Genomic DNA, 14,747 nt, shown 5'->3' on the forward strand with positions numbered 1-14,747 from the left:
TCAGCAGTCGAGTTCCACAGACAAGCGCTCGTTTCTCGTCACTTGCAGGGCGCCTCGAAAGCCCCGGCGGTCGTCGTGCCCTTGCTTCGTGCGATGCCGCGACCATCCACAGGTACCGCATCGTTCGATGGGACCTGGAAGCCGCTGCACCCCGCATCCGTCAGGCGAAGGCCGGTCTCGGTGGTATCCAGCCCGCTATTGGCGAACAGCTTGCTGCATTCACCTGGGCAGGTGAACAGGACGTTGTCCCCTGCGTCGCCACTCTGAAGGTCTTCGAGCGTTGCTTTGGATGGGCACCCGGTGCCGACGAGCGAGGGGTCGAAGCCCGCATGACGATTGTGCAGCAGCTCGGCGACCGCGGAGACCTGGCACGACGCTCGGATGAACGCCGGGCGATGATCCTCGGTCACGACGAGGTTGGAGTCGATCTTGATCGCGCCGGTCACGCTGTTCGACAGCGAGATCCCGTAGATCGAACCGCCGTCCGCGTCTGCGCCCGAGAAGTACATCGAGTTGTGCGCCAAGAGCGCATTCGAAGGCGCGAGGAGGCGGATGCCCGCCGAGTCGTCGAGCGTGATGGTTTTCGACGCGTTGAACACGATCGAGGCGTTGACGACTCGCGTGAGGACACCCGCGCTGTCGAGAAACCCATTGAAGAGCAGACGCTGGTTTGGCACGACCACGGCGGGCGCGATCACTCGGTCTCCGTCGCTGTCGAAGGTGCCGCCGCTCACGAGGTAGACACCAACGGCCGCCGCACTGTTCGCGATGTCCGTCTGAGCAGGCGCAGTGATGACGATGCTGTTTCGGACACTCGTGACGTCGGAGCTCGTGGCGGAAATTCCGATGGCGGCGATGCCCGGAGCCGTGCCCGTGCAGCTGACCACCGCGATCGCATTCTCGACGAGCTGAACGTCCTTGGCGCCACCGAGGACGATGCCTTCGCAAGAGCCGATGACGGACGACGTGGTGAGCGAGTTTCGCCGAACGCGGGAGCTCCCCGCGATACCAATGCCGACTCCGACGGAAACGTCGTCCGGGGCCGTGCCGGTCCGCCTGCCGTTGGATTGATTCACCGTGACCGAGCAGTGCTCGATCGTCGCCGTACCGCTCTCGGGGCCAACCGCAATGCCGAATGTCTGACTCCGGACACTGCTCGAATCGGAAGGCTTCGTACGATTTGCGATCGTCAGCTCCGTGAGCACGGCGTCGCCTGCCGTCCGCACCGCGGCGCTCGCCTCGTCGACGGTGATCGTCCAGCCGTCGAGCCTGGGCGCGCCCGAATCATCGGGTTGGAGAGAGATGAACTGGTCCGACTCGGGCTTCGCGTTGGAGAGCTCCGAAGGGCTCTTGTAGGTCGTACCAACGACGTCGTCCTTGCTGACCGGGCGATACCAGCTGGTGCAGTCATAACCGCCGCGCAGCTCGATACCGCCCGTCAGCGTGAATCCCGTCTCGCTATACGTGCCGGCGCACGCGGCGATGCGCAGCGGGAACTTCTGGTTCGGCCCAGAAGCGGCCGCGAGCAGGAGCGCCTTGTTGACCGAGCGCACCGGATGCTCACGTTTCCCATCGTTCGCATCGTCGCCCTGCGGGTTCACGTACAAGTCCGCGTCGGCGGACTCGCCGAGCCCGACGGGCGGTCCGTCGTTCGTCGCGCCCGTATCCGCGCTCGCGTCGGAGTCGGCGGGCGCCTGCCCCGGAAGGAACTCATCGAACCCGAGAACGCTCGCGCACCCGGCACCAGTGACCAAGAGCATTCCGCTCATTGCCGCTGCGTACCGTCCGCGCATCCGAGCCTCAGATTACCACGGGTCGCTTGCAAGGTAGCAAAGCTCGCGAACGACCGTTGCCTCGCCCGTTCACCGGCTTCACCGGCTTCACTGGCGTGCGCCAGGCCACGCGAGAACGACCGGGCCAAGAGGCTGATCTTTCGGCGGCCCCGACTCGCGCGTCACACGGAGTTCATCGGGCGGGGGGGCGCCGGGGTCGATGGCGATGACGAGCAGCGAGCGGCCATCGCGCTCGACGACGACCGGGCCCAGCAAACGCCAACCGCTCGCGCCGTGCGCCCAGACGACGTACGAATCCGGAGCGACGAGCGGGGGAAGATGATTCGTCGTGAGGACAGCGACGTTCGCGCCCGGACGCGTGCGGTAGTTTCCATGCGCCTCGGGCGGCACCGCAGGCGTAGCTTCGAGGCGAAGCGGGACGACATCGCTTGCCGTCACCATGCGCAACGCTTGTTGGTTCTGCGCCGCAGATTCTTCCCGTCGACGAAGGACGAGCAGGAGCGCGGTGGCAGCGAGCGCCACGACGAGCACGGGTGCGAGCCGTTTGAGCCCAAGCCGGATCCGGGTCTTCGTCGTACCGACGGGCGTGCGGAGCACGGTGGCGATCTGTTCGTGCGTCAGCTCGTCGAAGAACGCGAGCGAGAGCGCCTGCCTTTGCGCGGCCGGCAATGCCTCCACGGCGGCCCGAATGACGTCTCGCCGGTGTGCGAGCCATTGCGCTTCATCGGGCTCGATCGCATCGTCCGAGAGCTCTTCGAGCGGCTCGTCGCGCTGGTCGCGTTGGCCGCGTTGGCCGTCATGACCGCGTCGGCGGCGAAGCTCGTTGAGCGAGCGATGGCGGGTGATCTGGATGATCCAGCTCTTGAAGGCGCCACGCGCAGGATCGAACGTCGCGTGCTTCTTCCACAGCGTCACGAAGACGTCTTGAACGACCTCCTCGGCCGTAGCCGCATCGACGAAACGTGCAGCGACCGTGAAGACGAGGGCCGCATAGCGCTGATGCAGCGAGCGGAGCGCTTCTTCGTCTCCCGAACCGAGCCGCGCAACGAGCGCCTCGTCCGTCTCGCACGCGTCACCTTGACCGTGCGAGACGGATGGCGGCGGGGGTTCGTTCGGCGCGGTCATGGGAGACTTTGCTTCGATTCGTGATTGGCGAAAAGTCGTGCTCAGGTCGCCGACAGATCACCTGCGAGGCGCGGATCCCTCATCAGCCGACCTTCCCATCGGCGACGCGAAAGAAGCGCGTCGAGCGACCACAATCCGGCGCCCGCGGCCACGAGGAACATGCACGACACGAGCATGGTGACGTCGAGTCGCGCTTGATAGGCGAATGCCCAGAAGCCGGTCTTCGGCATCGCCGAGATGGGCTCGGGCCCTGCGCCGAAGAGAAGCGGAAGCTTCGTTGTCGCGATCGCAACGGCCATGTCGACGATGAGCGGTAGCGCTGCGAGGCGAACGGCAAGGCCGAGGATGAGCATGATTCCAGCGACGATCTCGACGCCGCCGACGAAATACGCGAGCTGCTCGGGAGCAGGCAGGCCGATCTTGGCAAAACGACCGGGACCTTGGTTCTCGAAGAGGAACTTGATGATCCCGGAGGAGAGGAAAACGCTGCCCACCGCGAGCCGTACGAGGAGCGTAGCTCGCATGGGCTGCCCGATGCTCGGCCGCACGAAGAAGGCGGCGATGCGACGGACGCGTTCGACGGGGGAGAGGCTCATGGTGTTTGTAGGTTCCATGATCCCTCGTACACATCGGGCCGGCCGTCGGATTTGCAACCCGGTGAAAAAGCAAAACGGAAGAGGCGCTCGCCCCCAGGACGACAGTGAATGCTTGTTCGAGGCTCGAGCGTCGCCCAGTGAGATTCAGGTCCGCAGAACGGCGCTCCTGCTGTGCGGTTGCATGCCAGCGCGACCATCGGTGACAATCGCGGCATGTCTCTCGAAGCTCTGTGGCCGAAGGTCCCCGACGCGGTTCGTGCACTCGCCGAGGAGTGGAGGGCCGCCGGGAAAGAGCCTCCCGCGAGCGTCCGCGTGTTCCAGGAGCAAAGCGTCGACGACGTGATCGACGCGCTCTCGTCGGCGTCGAGCTTCGAGGAATTTCTCCAGAGCGACGATACGAATCCGGGAGCGAGCGTTTGGGTCGCGCTCGCGGTTGCTCGATTGAAGCTGCCGCTTTCACGTCCTGTTCCCGACGACATCGACGGAGGTGACTTCCTCGAAGGCGACGTTCGAGACGCCAATTCGTTCGATCACTCCGGCGAGGGGTGCGCCGTGGTGGCTGGCTCGCTCGACGTACGCCGTCTTCGCGTGACCGACTCGTGCTCGTTCGTCGTCGCGGGTGATTTGAAGGCTCGCATCGTCCGCGTGACCGGTGTGGTCATCGTCACCGGCGATGTCACGTGCGACCTGCTCCAGGTGCTCGGAAGTGGCGGCATCTTCTGGGTCGACGGAACCTGTCGCACGAAGGTGCTCGACAACCCGAACCACTTTCATCTCGCCGCGAAGATCGACGCGGCGTGCAACGTTCAGACGCTCGACGACGCCGCGCTGTCCGCGAAGCTCGCCGAGCTCGACATCGGCCAGGACATCGGCGCCATGGTTCGCGGACCTCGCTGACGCACGTCGTCTTCAGAGCTGTACGTCGGCCCAGAGCACCGACAGATCGAGCTCGATCGCGTCGAACGGCTCGGCGCGCACATGGACATCGTCGGCCCAGGCGTCGATGATCACGTCGACGAGGTGGAGCTCGGGCTCGTCGAGCAAAATCCAACCTCCCGGCCCACCGCGGCCACGCTTGAATGGCGGCCCAAGCTCCTCGCCCAGCGCCGCGGACGCCGCCGCGTGCGGCTTCGCCGGTCGAGGGAACAGATGGAGCACGCCATCGATGACCTCCGCGACCTTCTCCGGCGGAGCCGCCAAAACATCCTCGTACGTGGCGCGTCGGGTCATGCCTGGAAGTGTAGCGCCGGTCGTCTGGGCAGCCATGCTCGCGCTCGAGCACGCGTCATGCCGAAAGCGCGAGCGAAGGATTCCAAGCCCTTGCGTTCAATGCACCTGGCCAGGGCCAGGCGCTCGCGACTACTGGGCTCCGCCGTCGGGGTCGACGGGAATTTCGGCAGCGACGTCGCATTGCCCGCTCACGCAAATCGCCGAGACCTTGGGGCACTTCATCGAGCAGCCCGAGAACTGACCGGAGCAGCCATCCAACTGCATGGCCGCCTCCAGTTCCGACGTGCGCTTGACCGCGACCCGAACGCAACAATCGACGAAAGTGCAGTCCGTGATCCGCGAGACGAGCTCGCAGTCCTCGTCCTTCGTGCACGAGCGGTCGAGTCCTCGCGGATCGAACGAACGCGTGGACGCCTCGGGCGCCCCACCGTCGGCATCCTGACTCAAGGCACCCGACGACTTTCCATCTCTGTCCGACGAGCCACACGCAACGGTGAACACCCCCACGATGGCGAGAACAGCCAACGCGACTCCACCCCTGCCACCTGCTGATTTGCGAGCCATCAGGATGGGTTCCAGCAACTTGGGTGCCACGAGTCTCCCGCCCAAAAGCCGCTCGAACGAGCATCTTTGCAAATCCATCGTGTGCCATTCCGAGCCGCAGGACGACATTTCGATCAGCGTTCCGAGCGTGGCTCGATCTGCGAAGTACGTGACAAATGCACGAAGGCCCGAGAGATGTCCCTCGGGCCTTCGCGTGTTTGCCTTCGACCTGAAGATCAGGCCTGGGCGTCGTCGCTGCCTTCTTCTTCGAGGGCAGCGCCGTGGCACTTCTTGAACTTCTCGCCGCTACCGCACGGGCAGAGATCGTTGCGGCCGATCTTCGGCTGCTCGCGGCGAACCTGCTGAACCGCAGGAGCGCGACGCGGCGGCGGCGCGGATTGAGCGGGCGGCGGCTCTTCACCTTCGGCGAGCTCCGAGCCGTGACGCAGCTGCATGGAGCGAGCGGCGGCGGCGTGGCGAGCGGCGTCTTCGCGCTCGAGGCGCTCGATCTCGCTCTCCTTCTGGAGGCGCACGGCCATGACCTTCGTGACGACGTTCGAGCTGGTCGACGCCATCATGTTCACGAAGATGTCGTAGCCCTCCTTCTTGTACTCCTGCTTCGGGTCGCGCTGGCCGTAGCCGCGGAGACCGATGCCGTCGCGGAGGTGCTCCATGTTCGTGAGGTGCTCGACCCACTGCTTGTCGATGTCCTCGAGGTAGAAGTGACGGAACACGCGGAGCAGAAGCTCCGTGCCCATCTCCTTCTCCTTGGTTTCGACGAGCTCGAGCGCCTGCGCGTAGAGCGTGTGCGCGAGGTCCTGGACGTCGTGGAGGTGATCGTAGTCCTTCGGCTTCGTGCCGAAGTGCTCGACGAACGCGGTGCGAATGCCCTTCCAGTCCCAATCCTCCGGCGGCTTGTTCGCCGGGCAGCTCTCTTCGACGACGGCCGACACGATCGCGTCGACGAGGTCGAGGAGGCGCTCACGCTGCTGCGTGAGGCTCGAGGGAACTTCGGCGAGCAGGCGCTGGTAGAGGCCGGTGGGGTCCTTGGCTTCGGCTTCCTTGAAGTCGATGCGGAAGCCCCACATGTTGTAGATCTCGGAGCGGAGCTGATCGAGGTCGTTGATCAGCTCGATCTCTTCGAGCTTCGTCGGACGCTTCACCTCAGGCGAGTCGGTCCTTACGGACGTACCGAAGTGGAGCAGCAGCTCGGTGACGGCCGGCTTCACGGCATCGACGAGCCCGGGCATCGTCTCGATCGTGCGCAGCTTGCCCGTGGGCTTGCCGTCGTCGCCGAGGATCTCCGGTGTGTAGGTGCCGAGCAGGAGCTGCTGACGGACCTTGTAGACCGTCTTGCGCTGCTCGTTCATGACGTCGTCGTACTCGAGCAGGTTCTTGCGGATGTCGAAGTTGCGCGCTTCGACCTTGCGCTGCGCGTCCTGGATGCTCTTCGAAACCCACGGGTGCTCGATGGGCTCGTCGTCGGGCATGCCCATGCGCTCCATGAGCGACTTCACGCGGTCGCCCGCGAAGATGCGCATCAGGTCGTCTTCGAGCGAGAGATAGAAGCGGCTCGAGCCCGGGTCGCCCTGGCGGCCGGCGCGGCCACGGAGCTGGTTGTCGATGCGGCGCGACTCGTGGCGCTCGGTGCCGACGATGTGGAGACCACCGGCCTCGCGGACCTCGTCGCCTTCGCGTTTGCAGCTCTCCTCGTACTTGAGAACGAGCTTCTCGAAGTCTTCCGTCTCGGTGTCGGGATCGCGGCCCTGCTCGCGGAAATCGAGCTTCGCGAGCATCTCCGCGTTGCCGCCAAGGATGATGTCCGTACCGCGACCGGCCATGTTCGTGGACACCGTGATGGCGCCCTTACGACCGGCCTGCGCGACGACATACGCTTCCTTCTCGTGCTGCTTCGCGTTGAGGACGGCGTGCGAGATGCCCTTCTTCTTGAGGATCTTCGCGATGGCGCTGCTCTTCTCGACGCTCGTCGTACCGACGAGGACCGGGCGGCCCTTCTCGTGCGCTTCGAGGATCTCGCCGACGACGGCGGTGAACTTCTCGCGCTCGGTCTTGTAGACGAGGTCTTCGAGGTCGAGGCGCTGGATGCCGCGGTTCGTCGGGATCTGGACGACTTCGAGCTTGTACGTCTTGTGGAACTCTTCGGCCTCGGTGTCGGCCGTTCCGGTCATTCCGCCAAGCTTCTTGTAGATGCGGAAGAGATTCTGGAAGGTGATGGTGGCCATCGTCCGAGTCTCTTCCTGGATCGGCACGTGCTCCTTGGCCTCGACGGCCTGGTGCAAGCCGTCCGACCAGCGGCGGCCGGGGAGGACGCGTCCGGTGAACTCGTCGATGATGAGGACCTTGCCGTCGTCGGCGACCAGGTAGTTGACGTCACGCTTGTAGAGCGAGTGCGCCTTCAGACACTGGTTGAGGATGTGGAGGCTCTCGAGGTTGACCGGATCGTAGAGGTTCGAGATGCCCATCAACTTCTGGGCCTGCTCGACGCCTTCGTCGGTCAGCGAAACCTGGTGCGCCTTCTCGTCGACCGTGAAGTGCTCGTCTTTGCGGAGACGCGGGATGACTTCGTCGATCGTCTTGTACTTGTCGCTCGATGCTTCGGCCTGACCGCTGATGATGAGCGGCGTGCGGGCCTCGTCGATGAGAATCGAGTCGACCTCGTCGACGATGGCGAAGTTCAACTCGCGCTGCGCGTAGTCGAGCGCGCTGAACTTCATGTTGTCGCGCAGGTAGTCGAAGCCGAACTCGTTGTTCTGGCCGTACGTGATGTCCGACTTGTACGCTTGGCGCTTCTCGCGATCGCCCTGCTGGTTGACGACGACGCCGGTGCTGAGACCGAGGTAGCCGTAAAGCTTGCCCATCCACTCGGAGTCGCGGCGAGCGAGGTAGTCGTTGACGGTGACGACGTGGACGCCCTTGCCCTCGAGCGCGTTCAGGTAACACGCGAGGGTGGCGACGAGCGTCTTGCCTTCGCCCGTGCGCATCTCCGCGATCATGCCCTTGTGCAGGACCATGCCGCCGATGAGCTGCACGTCGTAGTGGCGCATGCGCAGATGGCGCTTGCTGGCTTCGCGACAGACGGCGAAGGCCTCGACGAGGATGTCATCGAGCGAGGCGCCGTTGTCGAGCTTCTCCTTCAGCTCGGCGGTCTTCGCCTTGAGCTGGTGCTCTTCGAGGGCGGCCATCTTCGGCTCGAGCTTGTTGATCTCCTCGACCAGCGGCTTGAGCTTCTTCACCTCACGCTCGTGGGAGGTGCCGAGAATCTTCTTGAGTGCCCACGTCAGCATGGCGAAGCTTGCGACCTTTCGTGGCGAAGCGAGGGAGACTAGCGGCGGCGCCCGACCTGAAAACCCGAGACAAACGCCACTTTTGGGGAGGCCAACCTAGTGAGGGTTCGCCGCAATGGCAAACGCTCGTCTCGCAGGTGGGCAAACCCCGGACCTCCGCGGAGTGTTCCCTCGGCCGAAAACCGGGGTCCTGGAGGACTCCGGGGACGCGAAGGCTAGCACAGCCGCGCTGTCCAACCCCTCGCGCTCGTTCAGGAAATCAAGACCTCGTCGAACGGGAGTAACCAGGTTCGGCGGCCGCCCTCGGTGCCGGAGACGCGATCGGCAACCCGAACATGGCGTCCCGAGGGCGTCTCGACCTTCCGGTTTGCCCCCGTCTTGCGATGCCAGGGAGGGTGAACCGGTAGCGTTCGCACCAGCCGACGAGCTATTTCTGCGGGCAGCAATGCTTCGAAGTTCCGCCGTTGGCGCACGATCCTGGACCATCGCAGTTCTGGGCCTCGCGGCCCTTGGTGTTGCAGGAAGCATCGTCCTCGCCTGCGGGATCGACGAGGGGACGCGGCCGGATGGCACGGACGCGGCGCCCCCGACCGAGGCGTCGGCCGCCACCGATGCCGAGGTTCCCGACCACGCCGAGGCGGGGCTCACGTGCAGAGCCGGACTCACGGCCTGCGGCTCGACCTGCGCGGACCTCCAAACCGACAAGGGCCACTGCGGCACGTGCGAGCGCGCATGCACGAGCGGTCAGGAGTGCTCGAGCGGTGCGTGCATCGACGTCTGCCAGGTCGACGGCGGTACGGTCGCCTCCGGCGCGGTCGATCCGACGAACGCCTGCCAGGTGTGCAACACAGCGAAGGCCCGTGACGCGTGGACGGTGCTCGACGACGGCACGACGTGCGGCGCTGGGAAGCTCTGCGCGGGCGGCGCGTGCGCAGCGAAGTGCCTCATCGACGGCACGCTCTACGACGACGGCGCCGCCAATCCATCGAACGGTTGCGAGACATGCCAGGCGAGCGTGTCGACCACCGCCTGGACGCCGCGCGCCGAGTCCCCGCTCCTCACGGGAGGCGTCGACGTCACGACGCAGGGTTGGACCATCATCCAACAGGCGCCCTATACACTGACCTACGCCGCGGACTACACGCGACTCGAGACGTCGACCGTCGCGGGCGGCAGGACCAGCGGCCAGCTGCTGCTCGCCAAGAGCGGCGCGATCGAAGCAGGGAAGCCCTTCGCGATCCGCGTGCAGATGCTCGTCGAGTCCGTGTCCGGCCCTCACGACCCACTCGACGCCGCGGTGGCGATCATGGGCTCGCTCACGGGGCCGCTGGAATCGACTCCGAGCGCCGCCAGATGCTCTCCCTCGAGAAAGCGCAGATCAGCTGGGCCGACGACTCCAAGTCGGCCGCTTTCGCGGTGACCGACAACGCGTATCACACGTACGAACTCGCGGTGGACGCCGCCAATGTCGCGACAGTGAGCATCGACGGCGTGGCCAAGCTCACGCGCAACAACTACACGACGAACGGGACCATCGCGATCGGCGATCAGACGAACGATCCGAACGTCGACGGCGTGATGCGCATCAAGTCCGTCACGCGCGCCTGCCCGTGAGGCGGCGAGCGCAGCCCTCGCGACTCAGAAATAGAGCCGCGGGGGCGGCGCCTTCGGGAAGTCGTCGTCGTCGGCTCCTTCTGCGGTGAACACACCGAAGACGAAGCCGACGCCGAACCCGATCAGGTTGCCCCAGAGAATGAGCCACGGATTGGCGAGGACGATGGCGGCAGCGGCGCCGAGCATCGACCCGCCGACCGAGACGAGGCCACCGAGCGCCGACGCAGCGATGACCTTGCGCAGCTTGAGCGTCCGTCGCGCGGCCCAGACCTCGCGCTCCATCGCGCGCGTCTCGACCTTCATCTCGGCGAGCGTCTGCTCGAGTTCCTTGACCCGGACCTCGAGATCAGGCGCTTCGCGATACATCGTTCCTAGATCCTCAGGGCTTCAGAGCCAGCCGTTCTGGCGGTACCAGGCGGCGGTCTTCTTCACGCCTTCCTCGAAGGTGACCTCGGGCGTCCAGCCGAGATCGGCGCGGGTCGAGGCGCTCTCGCACACCCAGTGGTGGCTGAGCATCTTCACCTTTTCACGCGTGAGCATGACGGCCTTGCCGCGTACGCGGCCGTAGGTCTCCACGCCGAGCGACGCGAGCTGCAGAACCGGGAACGGAATGCCGAAGCGCAGGATCGGCTTGCGGCCGATCGCCTCCGGAAGCACCTCGCCCATCGCGCGCGCCATGCTCATCGGCTCGCCGTCGTCGACGAAGTAGATCTTGCCGCTCGGGATGTTCGCCTCGATCGCCTGAATGCAGGCGCGCGCGCAGTCCGGACCGTAGGTGTAGCAACCGAGCATGCTGCCATCGCCCATGACCGGGTACTGACGCTTCGAGGCGGCGCGGAAGGCCTCGAGGATCTCGACGTCACGCGGACCGTAGATCGCCGCGGGGCGGAGGATCACGACCGGGAGCTTGTCCTTGCGCTGCACGCACGCCTTCTCGGCGGCGAGCTTCGAGCGGCCGTACGCGGTGACCGGGCGCTCCTGGTCGACCGGAACGGGCTGACGGTCGAGCGAGGGGCCGCACGCCTCCAAGCTCGACACGTGGACGAAGCGCTTGAGGTTCGGGGCATGCTCGATCGCAGCCTCGAGCAGGTTCACGGTGCCCTGCGTGTTGCACTCGTAGAACTCGGCCTCGTTGCGCGCCTTCACGAGCCCGGCCGAATGCACGACGGCATCGACGCCGCCCTTCATGGCCTCGTCGACCGAGCGACGATCCTCGACACTGCCCTCGGCGAACTCGATGCCCGACAGCGTCTGGAGGAACTTGCGGTTCGAGCTACGGCGAACGAGCGCGCGGACCGTATGGCCCTGCTTCGCGAGCTGTTCGGCGACGTGACTGCCCAGAAAACCGCTACCGCCGGTGACGAGAACCCTCATGTGCGGATGCTTTTGCCAGAATCACCGGGCACGTCAACCCGGCCTCGGAAGAAACCTCGACCGTTGGAGCGGTCTTCGGGCGGCGCCGCGCCTCCCCAAACGAACGCCAATGTCGTTGGCCAAAACGGCGAACACGTCACCGGCGTTGCCGCTCGCCGCAAGGCCGAATCGCCTATTTTCACGGCAAGAGCGGGATGGCGCGCTCTCTGCAATCGCGGCATTCCGTGACTCGTCGTGCGCTCGCTCTCCTCGCCGTTCTTCTCAGCTCGATCGGATGCGCGTCGGACCCGCCCATCACGGTGACCGAGGGGGCGATCCGGCAAGTCGAGTGGGCGACGAGCTTCCGCGTCTCGCCTCGAGACCTGATCGTCGTCGTCGACGACCGTGACGGGTCGCTTCGCGAACAAGTTCGCACGGCGCTCTCGGAGCAGATGAACGAGCTCGTCGTCCCGGGTGGATCGTGGGACCCGGTGGACATCCAAGCCTGGCTCGTGGGTGTGGGATCACGTTCGGTCGTAGGGCCGAAGGACGACCCGCGCCTCGCGTGGAAGGAAGGCGATGCCAGCCGAGCAGGCGTGAGCGACTTCGTCGATGCCTTGATGGACAACTGGCCCGCCACTCCGGCCTCGACGTCGGACGACGGGGTCATCGACACGATGCGATTCCGGTCGGCCCCCTCGACGCATACGGCGATCCGAAGGACCTCGTCCTTTGCGACGTCCAGATGTTGACCGGTGAAGACGGCCGTCGATGTCGCAACCTCGACGACACGTGCGAAGGATGCGCGAGCGGGTGGTGTCTTCCGGATCTGCGACCAACGGATCGGAACATCTGCGAGACGAGCGAGATCCGCTTCATCGGGGGCGCCGCTTCCGACGCCACGATGGAGATCGTCTGCAACAAATGACGCGAAGCCGCTGACTCGTCCCACTCCGGAGTAACATCGCGCGCGATGACCGATCTCGTCGCGTCACCGTTCGTCCGGCTCATCGTCTCGCATTTCGCGACGATCGTCGGGTTCGTGATGGCGATGGTGCTCGTCGCGCGCTCGGTGCAACAGCGGCGCCCGACGGGAAGCACGATGGCCTGGGTGCTCATCATCGTGCTCGTGCCCTACGTGGGCGTGCCGCTCTATCTCATTCTTGGCGGACGGAAGTTGAAGGAGCGCTCGGCGTCGAAGCAGCGCGTCTATACGGCGCACGCCACGCCGAACGTCGAGAAGGGAACGACGGCGTACATGCTCTGCGCGTCGGGCGCGCCCGAGCCGACCAAGGGCAACCGCGTCGAGATGCTCGACACCGGAGAGAGCGCCTATGCCGCGGTGGTCGAGCTCATCGAGCAAGCGCAGCGAAGCATCCACATCTCGACGCTCATCTTCGCCGGCGACGAAGTGGGCCTCGCCATCAGCGAGTTGCTCGAGACCAAGGCTCGCGCGGGCGTCGAAGTTCGAATTCTCGTCGACGATCTCTTTCGCTTCCGTTCGAACCGCACGCAGATCGGGCGCCTCCGGAAGTCGGGCGCGCACATCGCCTGGTTCATGCCCGTCTGGTCGGTGCCTTTTCGCAGCAACGCGAACTTGAGGCTTCACCGCAAGGCGATCACCGTCGACGGGAAGGTCACCATCGTCGGCGGGATGAACCTCGCGCGCGAGTACATGGGCCCGGTGCCGATCGAAGGCCGCTGGCGCGACCTCTCGGCGCGCGTCACCGGCCCCGCCGTCGACGATGTCGAATTGCTCTTCGAGGCCGATTGGGCTTTCGCCGCGCGTGTCGCGAACGAAACGCCGAATCCCCTGCCCGGCACTCACGACGATACGAAGAAGAGCGGCCAGGCCGAGATTCAGGTCGTCGGCAGCGGCCCCGACGTGCCCACCGATCCGATCTACGATGCCTTCCTGAGCAGCGTCTTCGGGGCGAAACACCGGCTCTGGATCGCGACTCCGTATTTCGTTCCCGATGAGGCTTTGGCACGAGCCATCGTCCTCGCCGTGAGGCGCGGCGTCGACGTGCGCATCGTCGTGCCGAGGCGCTCGAACCATCCTACCGCCGATCTCGCGGGCGGCAGTTACCTGCGCGAGATCGCCGCGGCGGGCGGCCGAATCCACTGCTTCGTGGGCGCCATGATGCACGCCAAGATCGTGCTCGTGGACGATACCCTCGGTGTCCTCGGCAGCGCGAACATGGATATGCGCAGTCTCTTTCTCGATTACGAAATTGCCCTCTTCTTCACGACGCGCCCCGAGATCGATGGACTCGAGTCGTGGATCGAATCCATTCTTCCTCAGTGCGTCGATCTCGCTCCGGCGGGACGCATTCGCATGCTCGCCGAATCCGTCGCCCGCCTCATTGCCCCTCTGGAGTAGTTCCCTTTTCGACGTAGGCGAAGAGCCGCTCGACGTAGCGTTTGCGCTGCGCGAGGAAGTCTCGAGTCAAGGAGACCTGCTCGGTGTCGTCGTACTCGACGCGCGAAATACCGTCCTTTCCCACTTCGTAGATCGTCGCCCCGGGATACGCGAGGACGATCGGTGAATGGGTGGCGATGATGAACTGGCTCTCGTCGAGCACGAGCTCGTGCATGCGGGAGAGGAGCCAGAGCTGACGTGATGGCGACAGGGCCGCCTCCGGTTCGTCGAGGATGTAAAGCCCGCGCGGCCCGAAGCGATTCTTCAGCAGCGCCTGGAACGACTCGCCATGCGATTGCTCGTGGAGCGATCGCCCACCGTAGGAATCGATGATCGGAGGAGCATACGCTGGCACCTTGTCGAGCTCCTCGATCTGCGTTGCGAGATTGAAGAAGCTCTCCGCGCGAAGAAAGAACTCCGTGAGCGGTCGATAGGGGCCTCGTACGAAGCGGATGCTCCTCGAAAGCGAGGAGGTCGAGTCACGCGTCGAGAACTTGAAGTTCTTGGTGCCCCCTTCGGCATTGAACCCCAAGGCCACCGCGATCGCCTCGAGGATGGTCGACTTGCCCGAGCCGTTTTCCCCGACGAAGTACGTGACCTGCGAAAACGACAGACCGTCGAGCGCCCGGACCGCGGGGATCGTGAACGGATATTCGTTCGTATTCGCAATCCGCTCTTCGACGAGGAAAACGTTTCGGATGAACTCCACGGACACGAGTGTACGTGGGGAGCGCGGCGCCGTCGCTCGTGATGATCAGGCCGACTT

General features: G+C 65.1%; 14 protein-coding genes. 5 read left to right on the forward strand and 9 right to left on the reverse strand.

What is annotated here, in order from left to right; all coding sequences use genetic code 11:
• Nucleotides 1-38: 38 nt before the first annotated feature.
• From AKJ09_RS12080 to AKJ09_RS12090, 3 genes are all read right to left on the reverse strand, one after another.
• Nucleotides 39-1,793, reverse strand: coding sequence for a hypothetical protein (locus tag AKJ09_RS12080; RefSeq protein WP_146647346.1), 1,755 nt, complete (start codon nt 1,791-1,793; stop codon nt 39-41).
• An 87-nt stretch (nt 1,794-1,880) separates the two neighbouring features.
• Nucleotides 1,881-2,918 carry an RNA polymerase sigma factor gene (locus tag AKJ09_RS12085; protein ID WP_146647347.1) on the reverse strand — a complete coding sequence of 346 codons (1,038 nt, stop codon included), beginning with the start codon at nt 2,916-2,918 and terminating at the stop codon, nt 1,881-1,883.
• A 41-nt stretch (nt 2,919-2,959) separates the two neighbouring features.
• Nucleotides 2,960-3,532 (reverse strand): DoxX family protein, encoded by a 573-nt coding sequence (locus tag AKJ09_RS12090; RefSeq protein ID WP_240488449.1) that lies wholly within the window; start codon nt 3,530-3,532, stop codon nt 2,960-2,962.
• A gap of 195 nt (nt 3,533-3,727) precedes the next feature.
• Here AKJ09_RS12090 and AKJ09_RS12095 point away from each other — a divergent pair, with 195 nt between their 5' ends.
• Nucleotides 3,728-4,411 carry a hypothetical protein gene (locus tag AKJ09_RS12095; protein ID WP_146647348.1) on the forward strand — a complete coding sequence of 228 codons (684 nt, stop codon included), beginning with the start codon at nt 3,728-3,730 and terminating at the stop codon, nt 4,409-4,411.
• A 12-nt stretch (nt 4,412-4,423) separates the two neighbouring features.
• Here the strand turns inward: AKJ09_RS12095 and AKJ09_RS12100 are convergent, their stop codons facing one another.
• The 3 genes from AKJ09_RS12100 to secA form a co-directional block, all read right to left on the reverse strand.
• A complete protein-coding gene (locus tag AKJ09_RS12100) occupies nt 4,424-4,744 on the reverse strand; it encodes a hypothetical protein (RefSeq protein WP_146647349.1) in 321 nt (106 codons plus the stop codon).
• 129 nt (nt 4,745-4,873) lie between these two features.
• A complete protein-coding gene (locus AKJ09_RS12105; RefSeq protein WP_146647350.1) occupies nt 4,874-5,308 on the reverse strand; it encodes a hypothetical protein in 435 nt (144 codons plus the stop codon).
• 215 nt (nt 5,309-5,523) lie between these two features.
• A complete protein-coding gene (gene secA / locus AKJ09_RS12110) occupies nt 5,524-8,592 on the reverse strand; it encodes a preprotein translocase subunit SecA (protein WP_146647351.1) in 3,069 nt (1,022 codons plus the stop codon).
• A gap of 445 nt (nt 8,593-9,037) precedes the next feature.
• On the opposite strand from secA, the gene AKJ09_RS54780 reads away from it, so the two are divergent.
• Both AKJ09_RS54780 and AKJ09_RS54785 read left to right on the forward strand, forming a co-directional pair.
• Nucleotides 9,038-10,012, forward strand: a complete 975-nt coding sequence (locus AKJ09_RS54780) for a hypothetical protein (protein ID WP_240488450.1) — start codon at nt 9,038-9,040, stop codon at nt 10,010-10,012.
• Nucleotides 10,013-10,044: 32 nt separating this feature from the next.
• Nucleotides 10,045-10,206, forward strand: a complete 162-nt coding sequence (locus AKJ09_RS54785; RefSeq protein ID WP_240488451.1) for a hypothetical protein — start codon at nt 10,045-10,047, stop codon at nt 10,204-10,206.
• A 24-nt stretch (nt 10,207-10,230) separates the two neighbouring features.
• Here AKJ09_RS54785 and AKJ09_RS12125 read toward each other — a convergent pair whose 3' ends face one another.
• Nucleotides 10,231-10,572: a hypothetical protein gene (locus tag AKJ09_RS12125; protein ID WP_146647352.1), complete on the reverse strand. Its 342-nt coding sequence runs from the start codon at nt 10,570-10,572 to the stop codon at nt 10,231-10,233.
• 21 nt (nt 10,573-10,593) lie between these two features.
• Nucleotides 10,594-11,580, reverse strand: coding sequence for an NAD-dependent epimerase/dehydratase family protein (locus AKJ09_RS12130; protein WP_146647353.1), 987 nt, complete (start codon nt 11,578-11,580; stop codon nt 10,594-10,596).
• Nucleotides 11,581-11,804: 224 nt separating this feature from the next.
• Here AKJ09_RS12130 and AKJ09_RS12135 point away from each other — a divergent pair, with 224 nt between their 5' ends.
• Entirely contained in the window at nt 11,805-12,311 is a 507-nt protein-coding gene (locus tag AKJ09_RS12135) for a hypothetical protein (protein WP_146647354.1), read from the forward strand.
• A gap of 221 nt (nt 12,312-12,532) precedes the next feature.
• Nucleotides 12,533-13,942, forward strand: coding sequence for a cardiolipin synthase (gene cls / locus AKJ09_RS12140; protein WP_146647355.1), 1,410 nt, complete (start codon nt 12,533-12,535; stop codon nt 13,940-13,942).
• Here the strand turns inward: cls and AKJ09_RS12145 are convergent.
• Complete coding sequence (locus AKJ09_RS12145; RefSeq protein ID WP_240488452.1) at nt 13,923-14,690, reverse strand: AAA family ATPase; 768 nt, start codon at nt 14,688-14,690, stop codon at nt 13,923-13,925. The genes cls and AKJ09_RS12145 overlap by 20 nt on opposite strands.
• Between the last annotated feature and the right edge of the window lie 57 nt (nt 14,691-14,747).

The organism is Labilithrix luteola (assembly GCF_001263205.1).
Classification (GTDB): domain Bacteria; phylum Myxococcota_A; class Polyangia; order Polyangiales; family Polyangiaceae; genus Labilithrix; species Labilithrix luteola.

Excerpts from the sequence above, each read along its gene's own strand:
- AKJ09_RS12080 (WP_146647346.1), bottom strand. The coding sequence starts at position 1,793 with ATGCGCGGACGGTACGCAGCGGCAATGAGCGGAATGCTCTTGGTCACT.
- AKJ09_RS12085 (WP_146647347.1), bottom strand. The coding sequence starts at position 2,918 with ATGACCGCGCCGAACGAACCCCCGCCGCCATCCGTCTCGCACGGTCAA.
- AKJ09_RS12090 (WP_240488449.1), bottom strand. The coding sequence starts at position 3,532 with ATGGAACCTACAAACACCATGAGCCTCTCCCCCGTCGAACGCGTCCGT.
- AKJ09_RS12095 (WP_146647348.1), top strand. The coding sequence starts at position 3,728 with ATGTCTCTCGAAGCTCTGTGGCCGAAGGTCCCCGACGCGGTTCGTGCA.
- AKJ09_RS12100 (WP_146647349.1), bottom strand. The coding sequence starts at position 4,744 with ATGACCCGACGCGCCACGTACGAGGATGTTTTGGCGGCTCCGCCGGAG.
- AKJ09_RS12105 (WP_146647350.1), bottom strand. The coding sequence starts at position 5,308 with ATGGCTCGCAAATCAGCAGGTGGCAGGGGTGGAGTCGCGTTGGCTGTT.
- secA (WP_146647351.1), bottom strand. The coding sequence starts at position 8,592 with ATGCTGACGTGGGCACTCAAGAAGATTCTCGGCACCTCCCACGAGCGT.
- AKJ09_RS54780 (WP_240488450.1), top strand. The coding sequence starts at position 9,038 with ATGCTTCGAAGTTCCGCCGTTGGCGCACGATCCTGGACCATCGCAGTT.
- AKJ09_RS12125 (WP_146647352.1), bottom strand. The coding sequence starts at position 10,572 with ATGTATCGCGAAGCGCCTGATCTCGAGGTCCGGGTCAAGGAACTCGAG.
- AKJ09_RS12130 (WP_146647353.1), bottom strand. The coding sequence starts at position 11,580 with ATGAGGGTTCTCGTCACCGGCGGTAGCGGTTTTCTGGGCAGTCACGTC.
- cls (WP_146647355.1), top strand. The coding sequence starts at position 12,533 with ATGACCGATCTCGTCGCGTCACCGTTCGTCCGGCTCATCGTCTCGCAT.